Source organism: Phenylobacterium sp. (assembly GCF_036263695.1).
Taxonomy (GTDB): domain Bacteria; phylum Pseudomonadota; class Alphaproteobacteria; order Caulobacterales; family Caulobacteraceae; genus Phenylobacterium.
Window position 1 is genome coordinate 1 of the sequence record NZ_DATAGM010000425.1, and the last position, 24984, is coordinate 24984.

Annotated in this window: 33 protein-coding genes; 14 read left to right on the top strand and 19 right to left on the bottom strand. The window is 70.2% G+C overall.

Features of this window, described 5'->3' with window-relative positions:
* Both VHK87_RS17135 and VHK87_RS17140 read right to left on the bottom strand, forming a co-directional pair.
* Positions 1 to 842: Crp/Fnr family transcriptional regulator (locus VHK87_RS17135; RefSeq protein ID WP_329636103.1), on the bottom strand; the 842-nt coding region annotated here is incomplete at its 3' end.
* 78 nt (positions 843 to 920) lie between these two features.
* On the bottom strand, positions 921 to 1676 hold the full coding sequence (locus VHK87_RS17140) for a glutathione S-transferase family protein (RefSeq protein ID WP_329636104.1): 756 nt from the start codon (positions 1674 to 1676) through the stop codon (positions 921 to 923).
* A 77-nt stretch (positions 1677 to 1753) separates the two neighbouring features.
* On the opposite strand from VHK87_RS17140, the gene VHK87_RS17145 reads away from it, so the two are divergent.
* Genes VHK87_RS17145 through VHK87_RS17155 form a run of 3 tightly spaced genes read left to right on the top strand, consistent with a single transcriptional unit; the run spans position 1754 to position 4332 of the window.
* The gene (locus VHK87_RS17145) at positions 1754 to 2449 is read left to right on the top strand and encodes a YafY family protein (protein WP_329636105.1); all 696 of its coding nucleotides are present in this window, start codon (positions 1754 to 1756) and stop codon (positions 2447 to 2449) included.
* A complete protein-coding gene (locus VHK87_RS17150; protein ID WP_329636106.1) occupies positions 2449 to 3201 on the top strand; it encodes a PfkB family carbohydrate kinase in 753 nt (250 codons plus the stop codon). The genes VHK87_RS17145 and VHK87_RS17150 overlap by 1 nt, the downstream gene beginning before the upstream one ends.
* Before the next feature lie 15 nt (positions 3202 to 3216).
* Positions 3217 to 4332 (top strand): serine hydrolase domain-containing protein, encoded by a 1116-nt coding sequence (locus tag VHK87_RS17155; protein ID WP_329636107.1) that lies wholly within the window; start codon positions 3217 to 3219, stop codon positions 4330 to 4332.
* A gap of 2 nt (positions 4333 to 4334) precedes the next feature.
* On the opposite strand, the gene rarD is transcribed toward VHK87_RS17155, so the two are convergent.
* Complete coding sequence (gene rarD, locus VHK87_RS17160) at positions 4335 to 5243, bottom strand: EamA family transporter RarD (protein ID WP_329636108.1); 909 nt, start codon at positions 5241 to 5243, stop codon at positions 4335 to 4337.
* The gene (locus tag VHK87_RS17165) at positions 5207 to 5797 is read right to left on the bottom strand and encodes a carboxymuconolactone decarboxylase family protein (RefSeq protein WP_329636109.1); all 591 of its coding nucleotides are present in this window, start codon (positions 5795 to 5797) and stop codon (positions 5207 to 5209) included. The genes rarD and VHK87_RS17165 overlap by 37 nt, the downstream gene beginning before the upstream one ends.
* Before the next feature lie 119 nt (positions 5798 to 5916).
* Between VHK87_RS17165 and VHK87_RS17170 the strand changes: the two genes are divergently transcribed.
* Positions 5917 to 6186, top strand: a complete 270-nt coding sequence (locus tag VHK87_RS17170; protein WP_329636110.1) for a winged helix-turn-helix transcriptional regulator — start codon at positions 5917 to 5919, stop codon at positions 6184 to 6186.
* Here the strand turns inward: VHK87_RS17170 and VHK87_RS17175 are convergent.
* Complete coding sequence (locus VHK87_RS17175; protein ID WP_329636111.1) at positions 6183 to 7214, bottom strand: aspartate-semialdehyde dehydrogenase; 1032 nt, start codon at positions 7212 to 7214, stop codon at positions 6183 to 6185. The two genes, VHK87_RS17170 and VHK87_RS17175, sit on opposite strands and share 4 nt — an antisense overlap.
* A 128-nt stretch (positions 7215 to 7342) precedes the next feature.
* Here VHK87_RS17175 and VHK87_RS17180 point away from each other — a divergent pair, with 128 nt between their 5' ends.
* Entirely contained in the window at positions 7343 to 7726 is a 384-nt protein-coding gene (locus VHK87_RS17180) for a PaaI family thioesterase (RefSeq protein ID WP_329636112.1), read from the top strand.
* Positions 7727 to 7789: 63 nt separating this feature from the next.
* Here the strand turns inward: VHK87_RS17180 and VHK87_RS17185 are convergent, their stop codons facing one another.
* Entirely contained in the window at positions 7790 to 8212 is a 423-nt protein-coding gene (locus tag VHK87_RS17185; RefSeq protein WP_329636113.1) for an OsmC family protein, read from the bottom strand.
* Positions 8213 to 8330: 118 nt separating this feature from the next.
* Positions 8331 to 8948 (bottom strand): glutathione S-transferase family protein, encoded by a 618-nt coding sequence (locus VHK87_RS17190; protein WP_329636114.1) that lies wholly within the window; start codon positions 8946 to 8948, stop codon positions 8331 to 8333.
* An 80-nt stretch (positions 8949 to 9028) separates the two neighbouring features.
* On the opposite strand from VHK87_RS17190, the gene VHK87_RS17195 reads away from it, so the two are divergent.
* The gene (locus VHK87_RS17195; RefSeq protein WP_329636115.1) at positions 9029 to 10174 is read left to right on the top strand and encodes an MFS transporter; all 1146 of its coding nucleotides are present in this window, start codon (positions 9029 to 9031) and stop codon (positions 10172 to 10174) included.
* 110 nt (positions 10175 to 10284) lie between these two features.
* Here the strand turns inward: VHK87_RS17195 and leuB are convergent, their stop codons facing one another.
* The 5 genes from leuB to leuC all read right to left on the bottom strand — a co-directional run bounded on the left by leuB (position 10285) and on the right by leuC (position 15036).
* Positions 10285 to 11337, bottom strand: coding sequence for a 3-isopropylmalate dehydrogenase (leuB, locus tag VHK87_RS17200; RefSeq protein ID WP_329636116.1), 1053 nt, complete (start codon positions 11335 to 11337; stop codon positions 10285 to 10287).
* Between the two features lie 65 nt (positions 11338 to 11402).
* Positions 11403 to 12014 (bottom strand): 3-isopropylmalate dehydratase small subunit, encoded by a 612-nt coding sequence (leuD, locus tag VHK87_RS17205; RefSeq protein ID WP_329636117.1) that lies wholly within the window; start codon positions 12012 to 12014, stop codon positions 11403 to 11405.
* The gene (locus tag VHK87_RS17210; RefSeq protein ID WP_329636118.1) at positions 12014 to 12901 is read right to left on the bottom strand and encodes a hypothetical protein; all 888 of its coding nucleotides are present in this window, start codon (positions 12899 to 12901) and stop codon (positions 12014 to 12016) included. The genes leuD and VHK87_RS17210 overlap by 1 nt, the downstream gene beginning before the upstream one ends.
* Positions 12898 to 13623: a VOC family protein gene (locus VHK87_RS17215; protein ID WP_329636119.1), complete on the bottom strand. Its 726-nt coding sequence runs from the start codon at positions 13621 to 13623 to the stop codon at positions 12898 to 12900. Before VHK87_RS17215 ends, VHK87_RS17210 begins: the two co-directional genes overlap by 4 nt.
* A 3-nt stretch (positions 13624 to 13626) precedes the next feature.
* Complete coding sequence (gene leuC, locus VHK87_RS17220; RefSeq protein WP_329636135.1) at positions 13627 to 15036, bottom strand: 3-isopropylmalate dehydratase large subunit; 1410 nt, start codon at positions 15034 to 15036, stop codon at positions 13627 to 13629.
* 137 nt (positions 15037 to 15173) lie between these two features.
* Here leuC and VHK87_RS17225 point away from each other — a divergent pair, with 137 nt between their 5' ends.
* Genes VHK87_RS17225 through VHK87_RS17235 form a run of 3 tightly spaced genes read left to right on the top strand, consistent with a single transcriptional unit; the run spans position 15174 to position 16938 of the window.
* On the top strand, positions 15174 to 16079 hold the full coding sequence (locus tag VHK87_RS17225; protein ID WP_329636120.1) for a LysR family transcriptional regulator: 906 nt from the start codon (positions 15174 to 15176) through the stop codon (positions 16077 to 16079).
* Positions 16076 to 16471, top strand: a complete 396-nt coding sequence (locus VHK87_RS17230; RefSeq protein ID WP_329636121.1) for a GFA family protein — start codon at positions 16076 to 16078, stop codon at positions 16469 to 16471. The genes VHK87_RS17225 and VHK87_RS17230 overlap by 4 nt, the downstream gene beginning before the upstream one ends.
* Positions 16468 to 16938: a GFA family protein gene (locus VHK87_RS17235; protein ID WP_329636122.1), complete on the top strand. Its 471-nt coding sequence runs from the start codon at positions 16468 to 16470 to the stop codon at positions 16936 to 16938. The genes VHK87_RS17230 and VHK87_RS17235 overlap by 4 nt, the downstream gene beginning before the upstream one ends.
* A gap of 102 nt (positions 16939 to 17040) precedes the next feature.
* On the opposite strand, the gene rplS is transcribed toward VHK87_RS17235, so the two are convergent.
* The gene (rplS, locus tag VHK87_RS17240) at positions 17041 to 17442 is read right to left on the bottom strand and encodes a 50S ribosomal protein L19 (RefSeq protein WP_329636123.1); all 402 of its coding nucleotides are present in this window, start codon (positions 17440 to 17442) and stop codon (positions 17041 to 17043) included.
* Positions 17443 to 17468: 26 nt separating this feature from the next.
* On the bottom strand, positions 17469 to 18179 hold the full coding sequence (gene trmD, locus VHK87_RS17245) for a tRNA (guanosine(37)-N1)-methyltransferase TrmD (protein WP_329636124.1): 711 nt from the start codon (positions 18177 to 18179) through the stop codon (positions 17469 to 17471).
* 117 nt (positions 18180 to 18296) lie between these two features.
* Between trmD and VHK87_RS17250 the strand changes: the two genes are divergently transcribed.
* Positions 18297 to 18800 carry a MotA/TolQ/ExbB proton channel family protein gene (locus VHK87_RS17250; RefSeq protein ID WP_329636125.1) on the top strand — a complete coding sequence of 168 codons (504 nt, stop codon included), beginning with the start codon at positions 18297 to 18299 and terminating at the stop codon, positions 18798 to 18800.
* A gap of 20 nt (positions 18801 to 18820) precedes the next feature.
* Here the strand turns inward: VHK87_RS17250 and VHK87_RS17255 are convergent, their stop codons facing one another.
* The gene (locus VHK87_RS17255; protein ID WP_329636126.1) at positions 18821 to 19171 is read right to left on the bottom strand and encodes a hypothetical protein; all 351 of its coding nucleotides are present in this window, start codon (positions 19169 to 19171) and stop codon (positions 18821 to 18823) included.
* A 127-nt stretch (positions 19172 to 19298) separates the two neighbouring features.
* Between VHK87_RS17255 and VHK87_RS17260 the strand changes: the two genes are divergently transcribed.
* Positions 19299 to 20162 carry an acyl-CoA thioesterase II gene (locus tag VHK87_RS17260; protein ID WP_329636127.1) on the top strand — a complete coding sequence of 288 codons (864 nt, stop codon included), beginning with the start codon at positions 19299 to 19301 and terminating at the stop codon, positions 20160 to 20162.
* 78 nt (positions 20163 to 20240) lie between these two features.
* Positions 20241 to 20513 carry a hypothetical protein gene (locus VHK87_RS17265; RefSeq protein ID WP_329636128.1) on the top strand — a complete coding sequence of 91 codons (273 nt, stop codon included), beginning with the start codon at positions 20241 to 20243 and terminating at the stop codon, positions 20511 to 20513.
* Between the two features lie 62 nt (positions 20514 to 20575).
* Here the strand turns inward: VHK87_RS17265 and rimM are convergent, their stop codons facing one another.
* From rimM to ffh, 3 genes are read right to left on the bottom strand one after another with little or no spacing between them, the layout of a single operon-like run.
* Entirely contained in the window at positions 20576 to 21082 is a 507-nt protein-coding gene (gene rimM / locus VHK87_RS17270) for a ribosome maturation factor RimM (RefSeq protein ID WP_329636129.1), read from the bottom strand.
* Between the two features lie 5 nt (positions 21083 to 21087).
* Positions 21088 to 21618, bottom strand: coding sequence for a 30S ribosomal protein S16 (gene rpsP, locus VHK87_RS17275; RefSeq protein ID WP_329636130.1), 531 nt, complete (start codon positions 21616 to 21618; stop codon positions 21088 to 21090).
* A gap of 16 nt (positions 21619 to 21634) precedes the next feature.
* Positions 21635 to 23146 (bottom strand): signal recognition particle protein, encoded by a 1512-nt coding sequence (ffh, locus tag VHK87_RS17280; RefSeq protein WP_329636131.1) that lies wholly within the window; start codon positions 23144 to 23146, stop codon positions 21635 to 21637.
* Positions 23147 to 23370: 224 nt separating this feature from the next.
* Between ffh and VHK87_RS17285 the strand changes: the two genes are divergently transcribed.
* Both VHK87_RS17285 and VHK87_RS17290 read left to right on the top strand, forming a co-directional pair.
* The gene (locus VHK87_RS17285) at positions 23371 to 24234 is read left to right on the top strand and encodes a glutamate racemase (protein WP_329636132.1); all 864 of its coding nucleotides are present in this window, start codon (positions 23371 to 23373) and stop codon (positions 24232 to 24234) included.
* 58 nt (positions 24235 to 24292) lie between these two features.
* Positions 24293 to 24814 carry an SRPBCC domain-containing protein gene (locus tag VHK87_RS17290; RefSeq protein ID WP_329636133.1) on the top strand — a complete coding sequence of 174 codons (522 nt, stop codon included), beginning with the start codon at positions 24293 to 24295 and terminating at the stop codon, positions 24812 to 24814.
* On the opposite strand, the gene VHK87_RS17295 is transcribed toward VHK87_RS17290, so the two are convergent.
* Positions 24787 to 24984: hypothetical protein (locus tag VHK87_RS17295; protein ID WP_329636134.1), on the bottom strand; the 198-nt coding region annotated here is incomplete at its 5' end. The two genes, VHK87_RS17290 and VHK87_RS17295, sit on opposite strands and share 28 nt — an antisense overlap.

Genomic DNA, 24984 nt, shown 5'->3' on the forward strand with positions numbered 1-24984 from the left:
GTCGGAAAGCCGAGGTAGTTCTCGATCCGCGCCGAAGCGCCCGCCTGGCCGCCGAAGGCCCGGCAGTCGAGCACCAGGACCGAGAGCCCCTCCGAGCCGGCGTACACCGCGGTCGCGAGGCCCGCGGGCCCGGCGCCGACCACGGCTACATCGTACATCCTGTCCGGATCGATGGGGGCGACCATGCCCAGGCACCGGGCCAGTTCGCCCTCCGTCGGGTTGCGGAGCACCTGTCCGCCAGGGCACACGACGATCGGCCAGGCGCCCGGCCCGATCTCGAAGCGTTCGGTCAGCGCCGCCGCCTCGTCGGCGTCAGGATCGATACGCACGCGGGGATGGCCGTTGCGGGCGAGAAAGCTCTCCAGCCGCAGCACGTCGGGATGGTCGGCTGCGCCCAGGATGATCGGCCCGCCGCCGCCGGTCTCGAGCAGGCCGACACGGCGCAGGATCAGGGCGCGCATGATCCGCTCGCCCAGTTCGGCCTCAGCCACCAGGGCCGCGCGAAGCCGCTCGGGCGCGATGATCAGCGCCTCGACCGGGCTGAGGGCCAACCCGTCCACCAAGGCCGGTTTTCCTGACAGCTGAGCGAGTTCACCCATGAAGGAGCCGGCGTCATGGGTGACCACCGTCTGCGGCCTGCCTGCCTCGTCGTATCTGACGATCTCCACCTGGCCCGAGAGGATGACGGTCAGCCCATGGCCGGCCTCGCCGGCCCGCACCAGCGCCTCGCCGGCCGCATAGCTCCTGGGCTCGGCGAACCGGCGCAGCCGCTCGACGTCGACGGCCGAGAGGGTGGGGAACATCTGGTGCGCGCGGGTGTCTGCGATCGAGGGCTCGGCCATGCCGCACTCCCTAACCCGGCGACGGACGCGGCGAAATGGCAGAGCCAAGCACAGGTCGAGCGACTGGGCGGTTTTCCCTCAAGCTGCCTGCATTTGAGGCTCCATCTCCTCCGCCGGCGCGCCGGCGCCGGCCCAGGGGTGGTCCGGGTAGAACTGGGCCATCATCCGGTCGACGTAGGCGATCAGGTTCGGGAAGGCCTGGGCCCGACGGCGCAGCGGGGTGTCGAAGAACGGCGTCGTCAGGGCCGCCAGCATGGCGAAGACGGTGGCGTCGACGCCGGCCGGCCGCTCGCCGAACAGGCAGGGCTTGTCGCCCAGCAGGGTGGAAAGGGCGCGCAGGGAGATGACGCCCAGCTCGACGATCTCGTCGGGCCCATGCCGGCCCAGGATGGCGCGGGTGCGGAAGTGGACCTCCTCCAGCATCTCCTCCTGCAGCTGACGGCGCAGGGCGCCCGGCGTGGCGTCGAAGAAGTGGCCGGGCCCTTTCTCGAAGTTCTCCGGGATGAAGTAGCGGCCGGGCACGGTGGTCCAGGCGAAGTGGTTCTCGACCATCCGCTCGATGGCCCAGGCCTGGGCCCGCTGCTCGGAGGTCAAGCCTGCGTCCAGGTCGACGCGGTAGCGCTCCTCGACGTGCAGGCGGATGAAGGTGGAATCGCCGATCTTCACCCCGCCGTCGTCGATGAACGGGATCTGCCCCTTCGGCCCCTCGTCAGGCATCGCCGGCACGGCCACGTATGGCACGTCGGCGATCATCAGCTGGACCTCGGTCTTCATGACGTACGGGCTGCAGTGCGGCAGGCCGAACATCGGGGCGGCGCCATAAAGGGTGATCATCGCAGGGCTCCTCGTCTCTTGCCCCTTGGTGTAAGCCCCGCCTGCTGCCATCGTGCTGTCAGCAAGAGGGGCCACGGATGCGACGGGCGGACCGGCTGTTCCAGATCATCCAGATCCTGCGGCGGGGCAGCCGGCCGGTGACGGCCGACGCCATCGCCGCCGAGCTCGAGACCTCCAAGCGCACCGTCTATCGCGACATCGCCGACCTGATCGGCCAGCGGGTGCCGATCCGCGGCGAGGCCGGCGTCGGCTATGTGCTGGAGGGCGGCTTCGACCTGCCGCCGCTCATGCTGACCGCCGACGAGGTGGAGGTGGCGGTGCTGGGCGCTCAGTGGGTGGCCACCCGCGGCGATGCGGCGCTCGCCAAGGCCGCCCAGGACTTGGTGGCCAAGATCGGCGCGGCGGTGCCCGAGCACCTCAGGCCGCTGATCCTCGACCCGGCCGTCCGCAGCCACGGCGGTTGGGACAAGGCCGAGGACAAGATGGACATGGCCAGGGCCAGGGCGGCGATCCACGCCGGCCAGAAGGTCTGGCTGCGCTATGCCGACGAGCAGGGCCGTGAGACCGAGCGGACCATCTGGCCGTTCGCCGTCGGCTACCTGGACGCCGTGCGCCTGCTGGTCGCCTGGTGCGAGCTGCGCGCCGACTTCCGCACCTTCCGCACCGACCGGGTGGTCGAGGCCAGGTTCCTGGACGAGCGCTATCCGGAGCGGCCGGGCATCCTGCGCGCCCGCTGGCGCAAGGCGATGAACCGCCAGCCATACCCGGCCTGATGCGGGCGCTGATCCTCTCTAGCTTCGTGGCCGGCGATCCGATCGGCGGGAACGCCCAGCAGCTGGCGCTGGCGGCGCTGGGCTGGGAGGCTGCTCTCGTACCGACGGTGGTGTTCGGCCGCAGCCCGCCGAAGGGCGGCCGGGGCCGGGCGACCGACGCAGAGCACTTCGCAGCCATGCTGGAGGACGTGGAGGCCGAGGGGTGGCTGGGCTGCGACCTTGTCGTGACCGGCCACTTCTCGTTTCCGGAACAGGTGGAGATCGCGGCCGCGGCGCTGCGTCGCAAGCCGCCGCGGGTGACGGTGGTCGATCCGATCCTGGGTGATCATCCGCGCGGCCTCTATGTGAAGCCGGAGGTCGCGACGGCGCTGGAGGCGCTGCTGCCGCCCCTCGCCAGCTGGATCACGCCCAACGCTTGGGAGCTGTCGCACCTGACCGGCCTGGCCGTCACCGATCCGGCGAGCGCCTGCCATGCCGCGCGGCAGCTGGAGCCGCCGGCGCTGGTCACCTCAGTTCCCCTCGGCGAGGGAGAGATCGGCCTGCTTTGCTGCGAAGGGGCCGCGGCGACCCTGATCGCACACCCGCGCCTACCGCATGCGCCCAACGGCACGGGGGACCTGGTCGCGGCCGTGTTCGGCGCCGAGCTGGCGGAGGGCCGCCCGCCCGCGGAGGCCGCGGCGGCCGCCGCGCGGGCGGTGCTCGGGAGGCTGATGCCAATCGGCGGGGCGTTGCGTATAGAGGCGCTTCCCTAAGCGCCCGGAGCTTCCATGGTCGAGATCGCCGGCTTCGCTCAGCCGCCCTACGTGGCGGTGAAGGACGCCTTCGCCGCCAACTTCGCCGAGGGGCTGGAGATCGGGGCCAGGTTCAGCCTTGTGGAAGCCGGCGAGGTGGTGGTGGACCTTTGGGCCGGCCATGCCGACCGCAAGCGCACCCGCCCCTTCGACGAGGCGACGCTGACGCCGATCTTTTCCACCACCAAGGCGGTGGCCGCCGTGTTGGTCGCCCGGCTGGTCGACACCGGGCGCCTGGCCTACGACCAGCCGGTCGCCGACGTCTGGCCGCAGTTCGGCCAGGCCGGCAAGGAGAAGGTCACCGTCGAGCAGGCGCTGTCCCACCAGGCGGGCCTCTCGGGCTTCATCGACCAGATGGACCCGTCCGCCTGGTTCGACTGGGACCTGATCTGTTCGAAGCTGGCCGCCATGGCGCCCATGTGGCCGCCGGGCGCAGCCAGTGGCTACCACCCCATCACCTTCGGCTACATCGCCGGCGAGATCTTCCGCCGGGTGGACGGACGCACCATGGGGACCGCCCTGCGCGAGGACCTAGCCGGCCCGCTTGGCCTCGACCTGTGGATCGGCCTACCCGACGCCGAGCATGCCCGCACCGCCGAGCTGCAGCGCCCGACCGGCCTGCCGAAATTTGGGCAGCTGAACGATCCCACCCGCGCGGCCTTCCTGACTCCCTGGTCGTCGCCCGGTGGGCGCAGCGGCTCCGACTGGCGGCGGGCGGAGATCCCCTCGGCTAACGGCCACGCCACTGCCCTGGCGCTCGCCCGGCTGATGGGCGCCCTGGCCGACGGCGGCTGGATCGACGGGGAGATGATCCTCTCGCCGGCCCTGATCGCCGAGCTCTCCCGCGAGCGGATCCGAGGCCAGGACCTGGTGCTGCCCTTCACCCTGTCCTGGGGCGCGGGCGTGATGCGCAACGAGACGGTGAAGATCTGGGGCGAGGGCGAGCAGACCTTCGGCCACGCCGGCTGGGGCGGCTCCTGCGTCTTCGCCGACCCCGAGCGGCGGCTGGCCGGCGCCTACGTCATGAACAAGCAGTCCACCGACCTGATCGGCGACGCCCGGGCTCGGCGACTGATCGAGGCGGCGTACTAGCGCTACTCCGCCGCCGCCGCCGCCGCCGCGGGCCGCGTCCGCTTCCAGGCGCCCCAGAGGAACACCGCGGCCGCGCCCCAGATGAAGACGAAGGAGGCCATGCGCAGGGTGTCGAAGGCCTCGCCCTGGGCGACGCCGATCATGAAGCTGATGGTTGGGGCCATGAACTGCAGGAAGCCCATCGCCGAGAGCGGCATCCGGCGGGCGGCCCAGGCGAACAGCACCAGCGGCACGGCGGTGACGGGGCCGGAGACGATCAGCCAGGCCGCAGTGACGGGCTCGCTGAAGTGGCCGAGGCCTGAAGCTTCGAGCCAGGCGATGTAGGCCAGGCACGGGATGCCGACGAGCAGGCATTCCAGGAACAGGCCGGTCTGGGCGTCGGCGGCGACGCGTTTGCGCACGATGCCGTAGCCGCCGAAGCTGAAGGCCAGCGCCAGCGAGACCAGGGGCAGGTGACCAATGGCCAGCGTCTGCAGGGCGACGCCCACGACCGCCAGGGCGATGGCGGCCTGCCCGACGCGATCGATCCGCTCACGGAAGATCAGCGCGCCGGCCGCCATGTTGACCAGCGGGTTGATGTAGTAGCCGAGGCTGGTCTCCAACACCCGACCGGAGTTCACCGCCCAGATGAACACCACCCAGTTGACCGAGATCAGCACCGCCGAGAGGAGCAGCCAGCCCAGCACCCTCGGCTGGCGGAACACGCCGGCGACCTGCCCCCACTGGCGCGCCATCCAGACGAACACCGCCGCGGCCGGCACGCTCCAGACGATGCGGTGCGCCAGGATCTCCCACGAGCCCGCGCCTGCGTGGGCCACCGCCTGGAAGTAGAGGGGCACAAAGCCCCAGATCAGATAACAGCCGATCCCCGCCGTCAGCGCACTGGTGTTTGCGGAAGGGGACCGGGGCACGGAGGCGTCCTTGTGTGGGGCGGGAAGCGGGCGGCCTGCGGCTCCAGATCCAGCCGCAGCGCATTGGTGAGGATGCAGACCTGACGATACTTACCTATGAGCAGCAGCAGTTCGAGCAAGGTCATTTCGCCCAACGATTGGCGGAGTTCGGACCAGGAATCCTCGGGAACCTCGCAGCTGTCCTGAAGCTGTTCGCAGAGCGCGAGCACCAGTCGGTCCGGCTCGGGCCAGGGATGCTCGCCGCTCGGTCGCAGCGTCGCCGAGACCTCCGCTTCCGAGAGGCCCGCCTGCTCGGCGAAGATCGCCACGTGAGCGCCCCACTCGTATTCCGAACGGCAGAGGGCGCAGACCCGCAGGATGGCGAGCTCCCGCTGGCGCAGGGTCAGATGGCCGGGATCGAGGAGCCCTCCGTCCATGAACCGGGTGAACAGCCGCTCGTCGCGCGCCAGCACCTGAAACAGCTGCAGCGGCGGCCGCCCGCCCATCAGCCGGTCGAGACGGGTCTGAACAGCGGCGGGGTAGGGCGCCTTCGCGGACGCAATTCGTGGGGCCATGACGGATCTCCTGTTGTTCGCTATGGAAGTTGTAGCGAAGTGGAGCCCGGGTTGCTATGAAAAATGAAGCGCCACGCCCTGGCCAACCGGTCCGCGGCTCGTCGAGCGGGCGGCCCATCATGGCGGCGCTGGATCTACTGGGGCGCCGCGGCGCCCTGCGGCTGCTGTGGGAGCTGCGGGGCGAGTATCCGCTGACCTTCCGTGCGCTGTCGGCCGCCTGCGAGCTGCCGCCGGCCACCCTGAACGTTCGGCTCAAGGAGCTGCGCGCGTCGGGGATCGTGGCCGCCGACGCGGGCTATCGCCTCACGCCGGCCGGGCGCGAGCTGTTCAACGCTTTGATGCCGCTGAACGACTGGGCCGACCGCTGGGCGGCCGGTCTGTCGGACTAGGCGATGGCCTTGGTGCGGATCAGGCCGCGCTCGTGGAGCAGTTCGGCGATCTGCACCGCGTTAAGGGCGGCGCCTTTGCGCAGGTTGTCGGCGACCACCCACATCGACAGGCCGTTCTCGACGGTTGGGTCCTTGCGGATGCGGCTGACGAACACCGGGAACTCGCCCTGCGCTTCCTTGGGCGTGATGTAGCCGGTGGCCTCGCGCTTATCGATGACGATCAGGCCCGGGCTCTCGCGCAGCAGGTCACGCGCCTCGTCCTCGTCCAGCGGCTCGTGGAACTCGATGTTCACCGCCTCGGAGTGGCCGACCATGACTGGCACGCGCACGCAGGTGACCGTGAGCTTGATCTCAGGGTCCATCATCTTGTGCGTCTCGTTCCACATCTTGGCTTCCTCGTCGGTGTAGCCGTCGTCGCGGAACTCCCCGATGAAGGGGATGACGTTGAACGCGATCTGCTTGGGGAACTTCTTGGGCTCCGACGGGCCCAGGACGAAGATGCCCTTGGTCTGGTCCCAGAGCTCGTCCATGCCCTCCTTGCCGGCCCCGGAGACCGACTGGTAGGTCGCGACCACCACCCGCTTGATCTTAGCCCGGTCGTGCAGCGGCTTCAGCGCCACCACCAGCTGGGCGGTCGAGCAGTTGGGGTTGGCGATGATGTTCTTGCGGTTCGCCCAGTCCACGTCGTCCGGGTTCACCTCCGGGACGATCAGCGGCACGTCCGGGTCCATCCGCCAGGCGGAGGAGTTGTCGATCACAATCGGCCCGGCTGCGCCGATCTTCGGCGCCCATTCCTTCGAGAACGAGCCGGAGACGCTCATCAGCACCAGGTCGACCTTGGAGAAGTCGAACTGCTCCACGTCCTCGCACTTGACGATCTGGTCCCCGAACGAGACCTCGAGGCCGATGGACTTGCGCGAGGCGATCGCGTGAATCTTGTCCACGGGGAATTTCACTTCCTCGAGGATGTTCAGCATCTCACGGCCCACGTTGCCCGTGGCGCCGACCACGGCGACCCGGTAGCCCATCGAAGTCTCTCCTGAATGAGGGAGCGTCCCGTTACCCTCCCGCGACGCCCATAGCAAGGCGAGCGCCGGTTTGCGGCTCCGGAGGTGGGGGCTAGGCTGGGCCCGCGCAACCTCGCAGGGAGATCCCAATGCCTGAGACCGGCCAGCCGTTCGCCAACCTGATGGGCGTGGAGATCCTCGAGCGGGATAAGACCCGCGTCCGCGCCCGGCTGACGGTGCGGGAAGACCTGTGCACCGCCGGCTCGATCCTGCACGGCGGCGCCTTCATGGCCTTCGCCGACGCGCTCGGCGGTCTGGCCGGCGCGCTGAACCTGGCGGAGGGCGCCCGGACGACCACGCTGGAGAGCAAGACCAACTTCCTGGGCTCGGCCCGCCTCGGCGACGTCGTCGAGGGCGAGACGACCCCGCTCCACGTCGGCCGCCGGTCAAGCGTTTGGCAAACGCGGATCACCAACGCCGATGGCAAGCTGCTGTGCCTGGTGATCCAGACGCAGATGACGATTGCGGCCTGACATCATCGCGGACGGCCTAGGCCGCTCCGGGACCCAGAAGTGGGCGCGGGCCGGGATGACGGGCTACGAGAGCTCAAACTCCATGGTGATCTCGGCGTTGAGCACCTTCGACACCGGGCAGTTCTTCTCGGCCGTGCGGGCCAGCTCCTCGAACTTGGCGCGGTCGACGCCGGGGACCTTTGCGCGCAGGGTCAGGGCCGACCTCTTGATGGTGAAGCCGCCGGCCTCCTGCTCGATGGTGACGGCGGCCTCGGTGGCCAGCTCGTCGGCCGCAAACCCGGCGGTCTGGAGCTGGAAGGCCAGCGCCATGGTGAAGCAGCCGGCGTGGGCGGCGGCGATCAGCTCCTCGGGGTTGGTCCCCGGCTCGCTCTCGAAGCGGGTCTTGAAGGAGTAGGGGGTCGCCGACAGCACGCCGGAGTCCGTCGTCAGGTCGCCGTTTCCGTCGCGCCCTGTCCCGCGCCACACCGCTCTGGCTTTCCGGATCATGGTTCGCTCCTTTTCCGCTCACCCCGGCGAAAGCCGGGGCCCAGGCCGAGCATCATGCACACGGAGAGGCCGTCTGGGCCCCGGCTTTCGCCGGGATGAGCGGACAAAATGGAAAGGATCAGGCCGCCGCGCTGGGCCTGGCTTTCACCCGCTCGAACCAGGACTTCACCCAGCCGGCTTCGTCCGGGATCGGCTGGCCGACCGTGCCCCCGAAGGCCATGAAGCAGTAGAGCAGGATGTCGGCGAGGGTGAAGCGGTCGCCGCAGACGTACTGGTTCTGGCCCATCTGGGCGTTTAGCCACAGCAGCTTGTCGCGAGCCATGGCCTTCAGCCCGGCGGCGCCCTCGGCGTCGAGCAGGCGCATGCGGCTTTCGAACAGCCGTCGGCCCTCGGCGGCGCGGAAGCCGTTGGTCATCGGCTCGACGATGCCGAGGTCGATGCGGCGGGTCCACATGCGCGTCTCGGCGCGCTCCTCCGGCGTGGCGCCGACCAGGGACGGTCCGGGCTGGGTCTCGTCCAGGTATTCGCAGATGACGGTGATCTCGCAGACCTTGCGCCCGTCATCGAGCTCGAGCGTCGGAAGCGTGCCGGCGGGGTTGATCGCCTCGTTGTACGGCGGCTGGCGGTTCTCGCCGCGCATCAGGTCCACCTGGGTCAGCTCGAGGGTCACGCCCTTCTCGGCCGCGAACATCCGAACCACGTGCGGATTGGGGCCGATGGAATTGTAGAGCTTCATTTGGCGCGCGCCTCCGTTATCGTTGTTTACTAGGGCTAGGACGGGCGCGAGCGACGCGTCAACTGCGGAGCTGTGCGACCGTGAACCCACGCGTGCTTGTGTTGACGCTGTCGAGCTTCGCTTTCGGCTCAGGCGCGCTGATATTTTCCGGCCTGCTGGAGTTCATGGCCGCCGACCTGGGCGTGTCGGCGGGGGCGGCCGGGCAGATCCAGACCACTTATGTGCTGACCGCCGCACTGGCCGGGCCGCCGCTGGCGATCCTGGCCGGCCGGTTCGACCGCAAGAAGGTGCTGCTGGTCGCGCTTACCCTGACCATCGTCCTCAACCTGATCTGCATGGCGACCAGCTCCTTCGCCCAGCTGCTGGTGTTCCGGGCGATGATCGGGGCCTGCGCGGCGCTGGCCGGGCCGGCCTCGTCGGCCGCGGTGAGCGGGCTGGTGCCGCCGGAGATGCGCGGGCGGGCGCTGGCCATGGTCGGCGGCGGCATGACCATCGCCTTCGTGCTCGGCATCCCGCTGGGGACCATCATCGGCTCGATCTTCACCTGGCGGGCGGCCTTCGCGATGGCGGCGGGATTGGCGGCCGTCGCCTTTGTGGCCATCGCGCTGATCCTGCCGAGCGTGAAGCCGCCGCCGCCGGCCATGGGCGGCCGGCTGACCTGGAACGCCACGCCGCTGTTTCTGGCCACCTTCCTGGCCTTCGCGGCCAACATGAGCATGAACATCTACATCGCCCCGGTGCTGCGGGTCGGCTCCGACATCACCGGCCAGGGCGTGGCGGCCTTCCAGCTGCTGATCGGGGTCGGCTCCTTCCTGGGCCTCTCGCTCGGCGGGCGGGCCGCAGACAAGGGCTGGGGCGGCCTCTCCATCACCCTGGCCTACGCGGGCCTGATCACCGCGGCGGCCCTGCACTGGGTCGTGCTGCACCACTGGCTCTCGCCCGGCTGGCCGACCTGGATCCTGGTGGGGCTGGCCTATGTGGTGATGGCCACGGCCCTGTTCTCAGTGATGCCCGTGGTCCAGACGCGGCTGATGGCCCGCGCGCCCAACGCCGCGCCCCTGGCGCTGGCGCTCAACGGCTCGTCCGCCTCCATGGGCCAGGCGCTGGCCGGCGCCACCGGAGGCGCAGTGCTCGCGACCGTGGGCACGCCCAGCCTGCCCCTGGCGACCATCACCTACGCGGCCATCGCGCTGCTGATCTGGCGGTTGTGGGAGGCCAAGCGCTAGCTCCCTCACGTCATCCCGGTCGAGCGGAGCGAGAGCCGGGGCCCAGCAGGCCCGCTCCGCCGCAGGTCTGGGTCTAGATCGGCCTGGCCGCCGTCCGGGACGACGGGCCTTTAGAGCGCCTCGATCACCGCGTCGGCCATCTGGGCCGTCGTGAGCGCGCCGCCGATGTCGCGGGTGCGGGCGCCGGCGTCGAGGGCGCGGGCCACCGCCGCGAACAGCTTGTCGGCCAGGTCGGCGCGGCCGAGGGACCAGCGCAGGGCCATCTCGAATGACAGGATGGCCGCCAGCGGGTTGGCGATCCCCTGGCCCGCGATGTCCGGGGCCGAACCGTGGATCGGCTCGTAGAGGCCGGGCTTGCCGGGCGCGCCGATGGCGGCCGAGGGCAGCATGCCGAGGCTGCCGGTCAGCATGGCCGCCTCGTCGGAGAGCATGTCCCCGAACAGGTTGTCGGTGACCAGGACGTCGAACTGGCGGGGGTTCTTGACCAGCTGCATGGCGCAGTTGTCGGCCAGCATGTGCTCGAGGGTGACGTCCGGGTACTCGCGGGCATGCAGGGCGGTCACGACCTCGCGCCAGAGCAGGCCGGTCTCCATGACGTTGGACTTCTCGGCGCTGGTCACCTTGTTGCGGCGGCCGCGGGCCAGCTCGAAGGCGACACGGCAGACCCGCTCGATCTCGGCGGTGGTGTAGACCTGGGTGTCGACGCCGCGCTTGCCGCCGTCGGGCAGGGTCTCGATGCCCCGCGGCTGGCCGAAGTAGACGCCGCCGGTCAGCTCGCGGACGATCATGATGTCCAGGCCCTCGACCACCTCCCGGCGCAGGGTGGAGGCGTCCGCGAGCGGCCCGAAGCACAGCGCCGGGCGCAGGTTGGCGAACACCTCCATGCCGGACCGGAGGTTCAGAAGGCCCGCCTCGGGGCGCAGATGGCGCGGCGCGTCGGCCCACTTGGGCCCGCCGACGGCGCCCATTAGCACCGCCTTGGCGGCCTTGGCCTCCGCGAGCGTCTCGTCGCGCAGGGGCGTGCCGTTGGCGTCGAAGCTCGCGCCGCCGAACAGCCGCTCCTCGATCTTCAGCTCGTTCGCGAGGCGGCTGGCCACGCGGCGCACCTGCTCGGTCACCTCGGGCCCGATGCCGTCGCCGGGCAGGAGAAGCAGGTCGGTCATGGCGGGAGCCCCCTCAGCAAGTGCGGAGGGGACCTCCTAGAAGAAGTGAGGCCGGTCGGAAAGCCTCAGGCGTCTTCCATCCAGGGCTGGGCCAGCGCCCGGCGGCTTTCGAAGACGTCGATGTCGGCCGCCTTCTGCAGGGTCTCGCCGATGGCGTCGAGGCCGTTCAACATCTTGTGCTTGCGGGCCGGGTCGATGTCGAAGTGGAACACCTGACCCGAGGGGGAGACGACCGTCTGGGCCTCGAGGTCCACCGTGACCATGTGGTTGCCGCCGCGGGCCTCGTCCATCAGCTGCTGGACCTCGTCCGGCTTCAGCACCACGGGCAGCAGGCCGTTCTGGAAGCAGTTGTTGTAGAAGATGTCGGCGAAGCTGGTGGAGACCACGCAGCGGATGCCGAAGTCCATCAGCGCCCAGGGCGCGTGCTCGCGGGACGAGCCGCAGCCGAAGTTGTCGCCGGTCACCAGCACGCCGGAGCCCTTGTACTCCGGCCGGTTCAGCACGAAGTCGGGCTTCTCCCGCCCCTCGGGATCGAAGCGGAAGTCGTAGAACAGGCCCCTGGCCAGCCCCTCGCGCTCCACGGTCTTCAGGAACTGCTTGGGGATGATCTGGTCGGTGTCGATGTTGGCCAGCGGCAGCGGCGCCACGGGCGCGTCCAGGCGGGTGAAGGGTTGCATCAGGGCGTCTTAGGCAAGCTTTGGGTGATGGTCCAGACATCGGTCCGGGTCTGGCTCTTCCCTTCCGCGGTGACCCTGATGACCGTCGAGCAGCGGGTCTCGACCGATAGGCCGGTCTTCCGCTCGATCCGTGAGAGGCATTCGTCGTTCCGCTCCACGCCCATGCCTTTGCTCGCCTCGGCGAACTTCGTGGCCTGGTCCGGCGCCAGGTCCTTCACCAGCCGGTTCATGGCCTGGGTGATGCTTCTGGCTGCGGACTGGGGGTCGAAGGCCTGGCGCCACCGCACCACGGCGTGATCCGAATCCACCGAGGTCACTTCGAACGCGGCGAGACTCGTGATCGGCGGCCCGCCCAACGGATTCGGCAGCTGGTCTTCGTAGGGGACCGGCGCCCCGGCCTCGATATCCAGGTTCTGCCCGATGGAGGCGAGGGCGAGCTCCGGGAAGAAGACCCGGCTCGCCACGTCCGCCGACATCGGCGAGGTCACGGCCGCCGCGGCGTCATCGATGTAGGGCCCAGGGGCGGTCTCGCGAATGACCGCCTCGATCTTAGTGCGCAGGCTAGGCCAATCGGGCAGGCCGGTGGGTGCGAGGCTCTCGTCGACCTCGACCTCGATCGGCCCCTTCACGGCCGCGTAGCCCCATAACCCACCTTCGGACGGCTGGACGATCAGAACGTCAGGCCGGCCGTCGCGGCGGCGCAGCGTCAGCCGGTAGGAGGTCGCAGCCTCGCTCGAGGGGCGGGAGGAGGCCGGATCGTGCGTCCGCGACCGGGTCGCCTGCAGCGTCCAGGTCGCGCCGTCCGGCAGGTCGACCGGGGCCGCGAAGGGCTCGGCCGCCGCGGGCGCCGCCGCGCCGAGCGCGGCCGCAAGGATCCAGGGCTTCAAGCCGGATCCTCCGCCCCCTGCTGGATCATCAGGCTCGGCGCGCCCGGCACGCCGGAGCGGACGGTGAAGACCTTGGTCCCGGGCTTGCGGCCGGTGCGGACCTCGGAGACGTCGAAGCCGGCGGCGGCGATGCGGGCGTGGGCGGCGTCCGGATCGCTGACGCGCCAGGCAAGGCCCCCGAAGCTGTCCGGCTCGTCCGAGGGCGGAGACTTCAGGCTGGCGCCGAACTCGATCACCGCCCCGCCGCAGCGGAAGAACAGCTGTCGTGCGCCCCAGGCCTCGTTCGCGCGGTCGAGCCGCAGGTCCAGGCCGAGCCGGCCGCCGAAGTTGGCCACCGCCCGGTCGATGTTGCGGGTTCGGATGACGACGTGGTCCAGGGCGGCGACGGCGGAGGCGACGTCCTGCGTCGGCGCGGAGACTGACCGTTCGGCGCCCGGCGCCAGCTCGATCGCGATCCCGGCGGCGTCCAGGCTGGAGCCGGCGGCGGCCAGGCCGCGGCGGGTCAACAGGGTGAGGTCCGCGCCGGGATCGTCCGAGCGGAACGCCAGCCCGACGATCGCGTCAGCCTCGCCGGGCCGGAGACGCAGGGCCATGTTGGGCAGTTGGAACCAGGCCTCGCCGTCGCGCCGCTCAGGCTCGCGGCCGAGCAGGGCGACGAAGGCGCGGGCGCCCGCCTCGAGGTCGGCCGCGGAAACGGCGACGTGATCGAGGCCGAGGATCATCGCCTAGATGAACTCGCGCACGTCGGCGATGTGGCCTGCGATGGCCGCGGCGGCGGCCATCGGCGGGCTCATCAGGTGGGTGCGGCCGCCGCGGCCCTGACGGCCCTCGAAGTTGCGATTCGAGGTGGAGGCGCAGCGCTCGCCGGGCGCCAGGCGGTCCGGGTTCATGCCCAGGCACATGGAGCAGCCCGGCTCGCGCCAGTCGAAGCCGGCGGCTTTGAAGATTTCGTCCAGCCCCTCCTCCTCGGCCTGGGCCTTCACGAGGCCGGAGCCTGGGACGACCAGCGCGCGGACGTGCGGGGCGACCTTGCGGCCTTCGACGATCTTGGCGGCGGCGCGCAGATCCTCGATGCGGCTGTTGGTGCACGAGCCGATGAAGACCACGTCGACCTTGGCTTCGGTGATCGGCTGGCCGGCGGTCAGGCCCATGTAGTCCAGGGCCCGTTCGACGGCCGCCCGCTTGTCGGGGGTCGCGAACGCGTCCGGCGAGGGCGCGGCCTGCTCGACGCTGATCACGTCCTCGGGGCTGGTGCCCCAGGTGACCAAGGGAGCGATCTTCGCCGCGTCGATGCGGACCTCGCGGTCGAACACGGCGTCTGGGTCGGTGACCAGGGTCTTCCAGTAGGCGACGGCCATCTCCCAGGCGCCGCCCTTCGGCGCCGCCGGGCGGCCCGCCAGGTAGTTGAAGGTGGTCTCGTCGGGCGCGACCAGGCCCGCCCGGGCCCCGGCCTCGATGGTCAGGTTGCAGAGCGTCATCCGCCCTTCCATCGACAGGGCGCGGACCGCGTCGCCGGCGTATTCGATGACGTAGCCGGTGCCGCCGGCGGTGCCGATTTCGCCGATCACCGCCAGGGCGAAGTCCTTGGCGCCGACGCCGGGGGCGGGAGACCCCTCGATGGTCACCCTCATGTTCTTGGACTTCTTCTGGCGCAGCGTCTGGGTGGCCAGCACGTGCTCCACCTCGGAGGTGCCGATGCCCTGGGCCAGCGCGCCGAAGGCGCCGTGAGTGGAGGTGTGGCTGTCGCCGCAGACGATGGTCATGCCCGGCTGGGTGCGGCCCTGCTCGGGGCCGACCACGTGGACGATGCCGTTTCGCACGTCGCCCATCGGGAAGAACTCGATGCCGTAGTCCTTCACGTTGCGCTCCAGGGTCTGGAGCTGCAGCCGCGCCTCCTCGTCAGCGACGGCCGCGACGCCCAGGCCCTGGCCTTCGGTGGGCACGTTGTGGTCGGCCACGGCGAGCGTACGGTCCGGCCGGCGCACACCGCGGTGGTTGGTCCGAAGGCCGGCGAAGGCCTGCGGGGTCGTCACCTCGTGGATCAGGTGCAGGTCGATATAGAGGATCGCCTCCCCGTCCTGTTCGGCGACCAGGTGGGCGTCCCAGATCTTGTCATACAGCGTCTTGCCGGCCATGGGCGGCATGTAGAGATCGCGGGGGAAAAGGTCAAAGGCGGGAGGCGTTTCGCCGCCGCCCATACTGGCGCTTCGAGGGCCGAGCCCTTACCTGCAACGGAATTGCACCGTTCTGCGAAGAGGGTATTCATCCGCGCATGGCAAACGCCGCCGCCGACTGGGACCTCTTCCAGAGTCTGCACGCTGTCCTCCAGGCCGGCAGCTTCTCGGGCGCGGCCCGCGCCCGCGGGCTGACCCAGCCCACCCTGGGCCGCCACATCGAGGCCCTGGAGCAGAAGCTGGGCGGCGCCCTTTTCCTGCGTTCGCCGCGGGGCCTGCAACCGACAGAGCTTGCGCTGGCGCTGGCCCCGCACCTTGACGAAATGGCGGCCACGGTGGGCGCGGCGCTGCGCGACGCCACCGGACCCGCCGACGGCTCCGCCGGCTGCGTGCGGTTGACCGCTAGCGAGGTCCTCGCCGTCGAGGTGCTGCCGCCGATCCTGAAGGACTTCATGGAGGTCCATCCGGAGGTCGAGGTGGAGCTGGTGGTCTCCAACGAGCTCGAGGATCTGATGCGGCGCGAGGCCGACATCGCGATCCGCATGGCGCGGCCGACCCAGTCAGCGCTGGTGGCTCGCCGGATCGGCGCCATCCACTTCGGCTTCTATGCGACCCCCGGCTATGTGCAGCGCAATGGCCTGCCGGCCGACCTCGACGACCTCGCCGACGGCCATACCCTGATCGGCTTCGACCGCATCGACCCCAAGTCCATCATCGACACGATCGACATCGGCCGGCCGATCAACCGCGACCTCTTCACCTTCAAGACGGACAATCAGCTCGCTCAGCTGGCCGCAGTGCGCGCTGGTCTTGGCGTGGGAGCGACAACCCATGGTCTGGCGCGACGCGAAGGCCTCGTGCCGATCCTGCCGAACGCCTTCGGGTTCCAGCTGGAGGTGTGGATCTGCATGCACGAGAGCCTGAAGGCCAGCCGGCGCATGCGGCTGATGAGCGACCACCTGGCAGACCGGCTGAAGGCGTTCGTGGCCGAGAACCAGCCGTGAGCTACGAGGGCGGATGCCTCTGCGGGCAGGTGCGCTGGCGGGCGGCGGGCGAGCCGATCAACGTGCGCATCTGCCACTGCAGCCTGTGCCAGCGGGCGACTGGCGGGCCATTCTTCGCCCGCGCGCTGTTCCGGGCCGAGGACTTTTCCTGGATCGGCGAGACGACCAGCTGGCCGACCTCGGAGCGGATCGAGCGCCGCTCGTGCGCCCGATGCGGCGTCCCGATGTTCTCGGTTCCCAACGATCCGCCGGGGCGGATCGGCGTCTCGCTGGCCACCCTGGACCATCCGGACGCGTTGGCGCCCGAGTGCCACATCTTCGTCGGGACGAAACGGGCCTGGATCGCGCTGGACGACGGCGTGCCCCAATACGAGGAGAGGCCGCCGGTATGATCCGCCTTCCGACGCTGCCGATGTCCGGCGGCTGCGCCTGCGGCCAGCTGCGTTACGAGATCACCGGGCCGCCGATCGCCGTCTACGCCTGCTGCTGCGCCGACTGCCAGCGGATCACAGCCTCGGGCTGCAGCCTGGCGATGCCGGTGATGCGCGAGCATCTCCGCGTGACAGACGGTGAAGCCGGGACCTGGCTGAGGACCGGCGGCTCCGGCGCACAGATCCCGCAGCGGTTCTGCCCCAGGTGCGGGGTGCGCCTGTGGACCGAGCCGGCCTATGCGCCGCAAACCGTGACGGTGCGCCCGGGGAGCTTGGATGATCCGAGCTGGGTGAGGCCCGTCGCCGCCTACTGGATGAGCTCGGCCCAGCCGTGGGTGAGCTTCCCCGCAGGCACGCTGCTTTACGACACGCAGCCCGACGACTTCACGCCCGTGGTGCGGGCGTGGCGCGCGCAGGTGGGGGCGTAGGCAAACCGCTCCGCCCGGCGAAAGCCGGGATCCAAGCTGCGTTGCGGCCGAGCCGCTGCCCAGGCCGCGGCTTTCGCCGGGGTGAGCGGTTGTGGGGAAGCCCTACGCTTCCGGCGTCTCGCTGGGTTCGTCCTTTGAGGCGGCGGTCATGGCGCGCTCGGCGATCCGGGCGGACTTACCGCGGCGGTCGCGCAGGTAGTAGAGCTTGGCCCGGCGGACGACGCCGCGGCGCTTGACTTCGATGCTGTCGATCATCGGCGACAGAACCGGGAAGACCCGCTCGACGCCTTCGCCGAAGCTGATCTTGCGCACGGTGAAGCTCTCGTTGATCCCGGAGCCCTGGCGGCCGATGCAGACGCCTTCGTAGGCCTGCACGCGCTCGCGCTCGCCTTCCTTGATCTTGACGTTCACCCGGACGGTGTCGCCGGGCCCGAACTCGGGGATGCGGCGGCCCTTGAGGAGGCGATCGGCCTCTTCCTTCTCGAGTTGCTGGATCACGTTCATCGTCAGATTCCTTCGGGTACTGGGCTTTACTCGCCCTTTGCCTGTTGATTGGCGAGATGCGCCGCCCAGAGGTCCGGCCGCCGCTCCCGCGTGGTGATCTCCCGCTGCGTCCGCCGCCACTTGGCGATGTCCGCGTGATGCCCCGACAGGAGCACCTCGGGTATTTCGCGCCCTTCGAACGTCCGCGGTCTCGTGTACTGCGGATGCTCGAGGAGCCCGTCCTCGAAACTCTCCTCGCTCAAACTCTGCGCCTGCCCAAGAACGCCGGGCACGAGCCTTACGCACGCCTCGACCGTCACCAGCGCGGCCGCCTCGCCCCCGGCGAGCACCGCGTCGCCGACGGCGACCTCCTCGAACCCACGGGCGTCGAGCACCCGCTGGTCCACCCCTTCGAACCGTCCGCAAAGGACGATGAGGCCCGGCCCCTTCGCCCAGTTCCGGACCCGATCCTGTGTCAGCGGCCGACCCCGGGCGCTCATGTACAAAAGCGGCCGCCCGCGCAGCTCCACGCTGTCCAGCGCCGCTGCGATGACGTCCGCCCGCATGACCTGCCCCGGACCGCCACCCGCAGGGGTGTCGTCGAGGAAGCCGCGCTTATCCTTGGAAAAGCCGCGAATGTCCACCGTTTCCAGCGTCCAAAGCCCCTGTTCGCGCCACGCCGTGCCGATGAGCGACACCCCGAGCGGGCCGGGGAAGGCCTCGGGGAACATGGTGAGGACGGTGGCGGCGAACGGCATGGCCGCCAGTGACGGCGGCGCGGGGGCGCCGTCAAGAGCTGCGGAACCGCCGCTTGACCTTGTGTGTTACGCGCGTAATCTCAACTTCAGATTACAGACATAAGAGGAAGCGCTGCGATGATCCCCTTCAGACTCGCCCTGGCGGCCGCCCCGGCGCTGCTCGCCGCCGGCCCCGCCGCGGCCCAGCAGGTGGTCGACAAGCCGCTGACGCTCGGCGGCGTGTTCGCCGACGCCGCCCTCGAGGTGCAGCTGGTGATGGCCGGACTGATCGCGGCGACCCTCGCCTCCGTCGTCGTCTGGGCGCTGGAGCTGGTGCGGATCCGCAAGGGGCGGCTGGAGAACACGCCGGCCCGGCAGGCCTTCCTGAAGGCGGTGGCGGGGGCTGCGCCCCTGTTCGGCCTGGCGGCCGGCGCCTACACCCTGCTGATGTCGAGCCTGGCGCTAGCCAACGTGCGCCCGACACCGCCGCTGTCGGTGATCGCTCCCGGGTTCGCCGAGGTCCTGCTCTCCGTCTTCCTGGGCCTGTTCGCCTCGGCGGTGGCCACCACCCTGCGCCGGCACCTTGAGGGTCGGATGGAGATGTGGCGCGGGGCGGGCTCGGCGCTGGCGGCGGCGGAGTAGCGGCTTCAGCGATCTAGCGTTTACGGCCCGGCGAACGCGGGCGACAAACCTGACCAGAGGCCGATGAACTCCCCGGCGCGGCTCAAGTGCGGCGTGGCGAGGAGCAGGCCAAACCACGCGGAGAGCATCAGCGCGCCGGGAACTGGACTTACTCGGTGGACGTCGAGGGAGCGGCCCAGCCAGATCAGCCCCATCAGCAGTCCCAGGAGACCGTGCAGGAAGTAGATCGCCAGTGGGAGGATGAAGAACTGCTCGACGAGTTCGGCTCGGAAGAGATTGCCGAGAACGCCGATCGCGAGCCATCCGCCCAGCCACCGCAGGCACTCCCGCGAGAGCCCCTTCATCAGTTTCGTGCGTTGATAGGCGGTCATGCCGGAGAGCGTAGGCGTGGGATGCGCAGCCCGCGTGCAGCCGGCGTGGAGACCTGGCGCCGCCTTGCCGAGCTTGCGTCCAGAGGCTAGAGCACGCGCCTTCGCAAGTGCAGCAAAGACTAGGCCCATGGACCTGCCCGAAAGACTCGTCGAGACGCTCGCGCTGGAGCGCATCGAGGTGAACCTGTTCCGGGGCACCAGCCCTGGCGAGGGGCCGGGCCGGATCTTCGGCGGCCAGGTGATCGCCCAGTCCCTGCTGGCGGCCTACGAGACCGTCGAGAACCGGGTCTGCCACTCGCTGCACTGCTACTTCATCCGGCCGGGCGATCCGACCATCCCGATCCTGTTCGAGGTGGATCGCTCGCGCGACGGCGGCAGTTTCACCACCCGGCGGGTGGTGGCGATCCAGCGCGGCCAGCAGATCTTCAACCTCGCCGCCTCGTTCCAGGACGTGGAGCAGGGCTACGAACACCAGTTCCCGATGCCGGAAGTTCCCGGCCCGGATGAGTTGGACGACGAGCTTACCGCCCAGAAGAAGCAGTTCGAGAAGCTCCCTGAGGCGATGCGCAAGATGATGAGCCGGCCGCGGCCCATTGAAATGCGCGGCCGCGACAGCTTCGGCTGGACCCCGCCGGAGAACGCCGAGCCCAACAGCAACGTCTGGATCCGCGCCCGCGAGCCGATCGGCGAGGATCCGCACATGCACCAGGTGGTGCTGGCCTACGCCTCGGACATGAACCTCTTGTCCACCGCCATGCGCCCGCACCGGGTGGGCTGGCAGACGCCGGGCCTGCAGTCGGCCAGCCTCGACCACGCCATGTGGTTCCACAAGCCGTCCAACTTCAACGACTGGCACCTCTATGCGCAGGACAGCCCGTCGGCGTCGGGCGGGCGCGGCTTCGTCCGCGGCTCGATATACGACAAAGACGGAACTTTGGTGGCGTCGGTGGCGCAGGAAGGCCTGATGCGGCAGCGGCCGCCGAAGGGCTGACAGCTTTTTCGCGGTTCAAGCTGAACCATTTCACGGTTTCGTGCGCTTATCATAGGTCAATCTAGGGGAGACCTGACCATGCGCATCGCCACCGCCGCCTTCGCGGCCTTCGCCGCCCTTTCGCTCGCCGCCTGCAACAGCCCGCAGGAGGAGGCCGCCGAGGCCAAGGCCGACGCCATCGAGACCCAGACCGAGGCGAAAACCGACGCCATCGAACAACAGGCGGACGCCGCCGAAGACGCCGGCAAGGAAGCGACCGCCGACGCCATGGAGCAGAAGGCCGACCAGGTCGAGGAAGCCGGCGCCGCCAAGGCCGACGCCGTCGAGCAGCAAGCCGGCAAGGCCGACTAAGCTCTCCACAGTCCACTGATTTCAAGCGCCCCCGGCCCTGGCCGGGGGCGTTCTGCCGTCGGCTACTCGGTCTCTTCGGGTCGCACGGCGATGACCTTGCCTTCGGCGATGCGGACCTCCGGGACGGCCTCCCTGGTGAATGGCAGCCACCAGCTGGGGCCCTCAGGCGGCTGGATCTCGAGCAGGTCGCCGGCCCCGAAGTCGTGGATCGACTTCACCCGGCCCAGCACCTCGCCCTCCGCCGTCTCGGCCAAAAGCCCGATGAGGTCGGCGAGATAGAACTCGTCCTCGTCCTCGGGCGGCGGCAGCGCGTCTCGGGACACGTGCAGGCGCAGGCCCCGCAGCGCCTCGGCGGCCTCGCGTGTGGGGACCTCGTCGGCGCGGACGATGACGCCGCCCTTCACCGGGCGGCCCCCGGTCAGGGTCAGGGCCTTAGCCCCGTCCTCACGCAAAAGGACCCGATAGCGGACGAGCGCCATCGGGTCCTCGGTGTAGCTCGAAATGCGCAGCTCGCCCTTCACCCCGAAGGCGCCGGCCACCCGGCCGACGAGGATCAGGCGCTCCGCCATCGCGCTTAGGACTGAGCCTCTTGGTCGGTGGCCTGCTCGGCGGCTTCGCCGGCCTCGGCCTCAGCGGCGTCCTCGGGGGCCGGCTGGCCTTCGGCGGCGGGGGCCTCTTCAGCCGGGGCCGCTTCGGCGGCCGGAGCCTCCTCGACGGCCGGCTCTTCGGCCGGCGGGTTGGCGGCGGCTTCAGCGGCGGCGGCGGCGCGATCGGCCTCGCGCTGGGCGCGCTCCTCGGCGCGTTCCTTGGACTTCGCGCCCGGCTCGGCCTTCTTGGGGTTATTGCCGGCCTGCCACTTCACCAGCCCCTCATTGGCCAGGAAGCGGGCCACCCGGTCGGTGGGCTGGGCGCCCTTCTTCAGCCATTCCTGGATCCGCTCGAGCTTCAGCGCCACCCGGTTCGGGTCGTCGCGCTTCAGGAGCGGATTGTAGCTGCCCACCTTCTCGATGAAGCGTCCGTCGCGCGGCGAGTGGCTGTCGGCGATGACGATCGAGTAGTAGGGCCGCTTCTTGGCGCCCCCGCGGGAGAGACGGATCTTCAGCATCGTTGGTCCTTGATGGTTATTTCTTGAAAGGATTGAAGCCGGGGGGCAGCGCGCCGCCGCCCAGGCCGGGAAGTTTCAGGCCGCCGGGGCCGCCGAGCCCCGGCAGCTGGCCGGCGGCCTTTTCGATGTCTTCGGCGCTGGGCATCTTGCCGCCGCCGAGCGCTTTCAGCTGGTCCATGCCGCCCGGGCCGCCGAGCGCCTTGGCCATCTGCGCCAGGCCCTTGCCGCCGTTCTTGGTCATGGCCTTCATCACGTCGGCCATTTGGCGGTGCTGCTTCAGCAGGCGGTTGACCTCGGCCACGTCGACGCCGGCGCCCTTGGCGATGCGCCGCTTGCGCGAGGCCTGCAGGATGTCGGGCTTCTTCCGCTCGGCCTTGGTCATGGACGATATGATCGCCGCCTGACGGTCCAGCATCTTGTCGGAGACGTTCGCCTCGGCGAGCTGCTTCTTCACTTTCTGGACGCCGGGCAACAGGCCCATGACGCCTTCCATGCCGCCCATCTTCTTCATCTGGGAGAGCTGGGCGGCCATCATGTCGAGGTCGAACTGGCCCTTGGCGAGCTTGCGCGCCATGACCTCCGCCTGGGCCATGTCGATGTCCTGGGCGGCCTTCTCGACGAGGGCCACCACGTCGCCCTGGCCGAGGATCCGCCCGGCGACGCGGCGGGCGTCGAAAGCGTCGAGCCCGTCGATCTTCTCCGAGACGCCGAGGAACTTGATCGGCAGCCCGGTGACGGCGCGCATGGATAGCGCCGCGCCGCCGCGGCCGTCGCCGTCGGCCCGCGTCAGCACCAGGCCCGTCAGCGGCAGCCGCTCGTGGAACGCCTTGGCGGTGCGCACCGCGTCCTGGCCGGTGAGGGCGTCGGCGACCAGCAGGGTCTCGGACGGGCTGGAGATGCGGGCGATCTCGGCCGCCTCGCTCATCATCGCCTCGTCCAGGGTGGTGCGGCCGGCGGTGTCGAGGATCAGGACGTCGTAGCCCTGCAGCCTGGCCGACTGCATCGCGCGGCGGGCGATGTCGGGGGCCGACTGGCCCTGGACGATGGGCAGCGACTCCACGCCGGCCTGTTTGGCCAGCGTCGCCAGCTGCTCCATGGCGGCCGGCCGGCGGGTGTCGAGGGAGGCCAGCAGGACCTTCTTGCGGTCCTTCGCCAGGCGCAGGGCGAGCTTGCCGGCGGTGGTGGTCTTACCCGAGCCCTGCAGGCCGGCCATCATGATGATAGTCGGCGGGTTGAGGGCCAGATTGAGCCCTTCCACCTCGTCGCCGCCCAGCATCTCCACCAGGCCGTCGTAGGTGATCTTGATCACCTGGTCGGCAGGCCGCACCGAGCGGATCACCGCCTCGCCGGTCGCCCGCTCCTTGGCCTTGGCGATGAACTCGCGCACCACGGGCAGGGCGACGTCGGCTTCCAGGAGGGCGATCCGCACCTCCCGCATGGCTTCGTCGATGTCCTTGTCCGACAGGACGCCGCGCCCGGAGAGCCGGTCGAACACCCCTGTCAGACGATCCGAAAGCGCTTCGAACAAAATCCGCTCCTATGGCCCAAACGCGATCGACCCCCGTGGACGATCACGTCGACGGGGGGCCTCGCCGCCCTCGTCCCATATAGGCATGGGGGTCGTGGCGGTGGAGGGCGCTGACCGAGGTTGCGCCGGAAGGGCGCGCTTATGCGCTCAAGGCCCGGAAAGGTCAAGAAACGGGAAGCAACGCCGCATGGACGGCGCACCCGAGCCCCGATACATCCGCTCACATGGCCATCGGCGTCTTCGATTCCGGGGTGGGCGGGCTGACCGTGCACCACAAGCTGGTCGAGCGGTTCCCCACCGCCGACTTCGTCTACCTGGCCGACCAGGCCAACACCCCCTACGGCGGGCGCGGCGGGGAGGAGATCGTCGATCTCACCCGGGCCGGCTGCGAGCGGCTGTTCGCCGAGGGCTGCGACCTGGTGGTCCTGGCCTGCAATACGGCCGCGGGCGTCGCGCTTCGCCGGCTGCAGCAGACCTGGCTGCCGGGCTATCGCAAGCAGAGCGGGCGGCGCGTCAACGTGCTGGGGATCATCGTGCCGACCATCGAGGCGGCCACCGGCCTGCCGTGGGAGCACGAGGCTGACCGGCTGCCGGAGAAGGTCGAGAAGGTCGACATCCTGGCGGTTTTCTCCACGCCGGCCACGGCCCGCAGCCGGGTCTACGAGATCGAGATCGACAAGCGCCGGCAGGACGTGGCGGTGTTCTCCGAGCCCTGCCCGGAGCTCGCGCGGATGATCGAGACCGGCGCCTCGGCGGTCGAGCTGGCGCAGACCATCGAAGGCCACGTGAAGGCCATCACCACCCGCATCGGCCGGCCGCCGGACAGGGCGATCCTCGGCTGCACCCACTATGAGATCGTGGCCGACATGTTCCGGGCCGCGCTGCCGCCGGGCACGCCGCTGATCCACCAGCCGCAGGCCACCGCCGACGCGCTGGCGGTCTACCTCGAGCGGCACCCGGAGATCGACCCGGGCTCGAACGGCCTGCGCCGCTTCATCACCACCGGCAAGCCGGGCGTGCAGCACCAGCTGGTGGAGACCTTCTGGGGCGGGCCGCTGAGCTTCGAGGCCGCGCGGGAGCCGGCTTGAGCGCTTCCCCTGCGCGGCGTCCTGCGGCAGCTTGCGTCTGAACAGGGGAGGCGCGCCCATGCGCACGATCATCGCGGCCGCGGCCCTGCTGGCCGCAAGTCCCGCCAGCGCCGAGGTGGTGGAGCGCAGCGACGGCGGCTTCAGGACCCAGCACACCGCGCAGGTGTCCGCGCCGCCCGAGCGGGTCTACCAGGTGATCGGCGAGATCGGCCGCTGGTGGGATCCGGCGCACACCTATTCCGGCAAGGCGGAGAACCTGAGCCTGGAGCTGAGGCCCGGCGGCTGCTTCTGCGAGAAGGTCGGCGCGGGCGGCGTGCAGCACGGCGTGGTGGTGATGGCCCTGCCGGGCCAGGTGCTGCGGCTCGACGCGCCGCTCGGACCGTTGCAGGAGGAGGGCGTCTCGGCCGCCTTCACGCTGACCGTCAAGCCGGCGGGCGGCGGCTCCGAAGTGGTCCAGACGCTGCACGTCGGCGGCGCCCGACCGAAGATGGCGGCCGCCATGTCCGGACCGGTGGACCAGGTGCTCGGCGCGGCCCTGGCCCGCCTCAAGCGCTACGCCGAGACCGGCAAGCCCGACTGAGCCGCCGCCGCGAGCGCCTCGTCCAGGCGCGCGCCTTCCTTATAGGGGCCCAGACCCGGGCCGGGCGCGCGGACGCCGAGGTCCGGATCAGGCTGCAAGGCGCCGATGCGCGTCTCGACCGGGATCACGCCCGTCCAGGCCGGCCAACCCTCGTCCGGCGCATAGGGGAG

Bases quoted from the DNA above. Each gene is read 5' to 3' on its own strand.
- VHK87_RS17140 (WP_329636104.1), bottom strand. From the start codon at position 1,676: ATGATCACCCTTTATGGCGCCGCCCCGATGTTCGGCCTGCCGCACTGC.
- VHK87_RS17145 (WP_329636105.1), top strand. From the start codon at position 1,754: ATGCGACGGGCGGACCGGCTGTTCCAGATCATCCAGATCCTGCGGCGG.
- VHK87_RS17150 (WP_329636106.1), top strand. From the start codon at position 2,449: ATGCGGGCGCTGATCCTCTCTAGCTTCGTGGCCGGCGATCCGATCGGC.
- VHK87_RS17155 (WP_329636107.1), top strand. From the start codon at position 3,217: ATGGTCGAGATCGCCGGCTTCGCTCAGCCGCCCTACGTGGCGGTGAAG.
- VHK87_RS17165 (WP_329636109.1), bottom strand. From the start codon at position 5,797: ATGGCCCCACGAATTGCGTCCGCGAAGGCGCCCTACCCCGCCGCTGTT.
- VHK87_RS17170 (WP_329636110.1), top strand. From the start codon at position 5,917: ATGGCGGCGCTGGATCTACTGGGGCGCCGCGGCGCCCTGCGGCTGCTG.
- VHK87_RS17175 (WP_329636111.1), bottom strand. From the start codon at position 7,214: ATGGGCTACCGGGTCGCCGTGGTCGGCGCCACGGGCAACGTGGGCCGT.
- VHK87_RS17180 (WP_329636112.1), top strand. From the start codon at position 7,343: ATGCCTGAGACCGGCCAGCCGTTCGCCAACCTGATGGGCGTGGAGATC.
- VHK87_RS17185 (WP_329636113.1), bottom strand. From the start codon at position 8,212: ATGATCCGGAAAGCCAGAGCGGTGTGGCGCGGGACAGGGCGCGACGGA.
- VHK87_RS17190 (WP_329636114.1), bottom strand. From the start codon at position 8,948: ATGAAGCTCTACAATTCCATCGGCCCCAATCCGCACGTGGTTCGGATG.
- leuB (WP_329636116.1), bottom strand. From the start codon at position 11,337: ATGACCGACCTGCTTCTCCTGCCCGGCGACGGCATCGGGCCCGAGGTG.
- leuD (WP_329636117.1), bottom strand. From the start codon at position 12,014: ATGCAACCCTTCACCCGCCTGGACGCGCCCGTGGCGCCGCTGCCGCTG.
- VHK87_RS17215 (WP_329636119.1), bottom strand. From the start codon at position 13,623: ATGATCCTCGGCCTCGATCACGTCGCCGTTTCCGCGGCCGACCTCGAG.
- leuC (WP_329636135.1), bottom strand. From the start codon at position 15,036: ATGGCCGGCAAGACGCTGTATGACAAGATCTGGGACGCCCACCTGGTC.
- VHK87_RS17225 (WP_329636120.1), top strand. From the start codon at position 15,174: ATGGCAAACGCCGCCGCCGACTGGGACCTCTTCCAGAGTCTGCACGCT.
- VHK87_RS17235 (WP_329636122.1), top strand. From the start codon at position 16,468: ATGATCCGCCTTCCGACGCTGCCGATGTCCGGCGGCTGCGCCTGCGGC.
- rplS (WP_329636123.1), bottom strand. From the start codon at position 17,442: ATGAACGTGATCCAGCAACTCGAGAAGGAAGAGGCCGATCGCCTCCTC.
- trmD (WP_329636124.1), bottom strand. From the start codon at position 18,179: ATGCCGTTCGCCGCCACCGTCCTCACCATGTTCCCCGAGGCCTTCCCC.
- VHK87_RS17250 (WP_329636125.1), top strand. From the start codon at position 18,297: ATGATCCCCTTCAGACTCGCCCTGGCGGCCGCCCCGGCGCTGCTCGCC.
- VHK87_RS17255 (WP_329636126.1), bottom strand. From the start codon at position 19,171: ATGACCGCCTATCAACGCACGAAACTGATGAAGGGGCTCTCGCGGGAG.
- VHK87_RS17260 (WP_329636127.1), top strand. From the start codon at position 19,299: ATGGACCTGCCCGAAAGACTCGTCGAGACGCTCGCGCTGGAGCGCATC.
- VHK87_RS17265 (WP_329636128.1), top strand. From the start codon at position 20,241: ATGCGCATCGCCACCGCCGCCTTCGCGGCCTTCGCCGCCCTTTCGCTC.
- rimM (WP_329636129.1), bottom strand. From the start codon at position 21,082: ATGGCGGAGCGCCTGATCCTCGTCGGCCGGGTGGCCGGCGCCTTCGGG.
- rpsP (WP_329636130.1), bottom strand. From the start codon at position 21,618: ATGCTGAAGATCCGTCTCTCCCGCGGGGGCGCCAAGAAGCGGCCCTAC.
- VHK87_RS17285 (WP_329636132.1), top strand. From the start codon at position 23,371: ATGGCCATCGGCGTCTTCGATTCCGGGGTGGGCGGGCTGACCGTGCAC.
- VHK87_RS17290 (WP_329636133.1), top strand. From the start codon at position 24,293: ATGCGCACGATCATCGCGGCCGCGGCCCTGCTGGCCGCAAGTCCCGCC.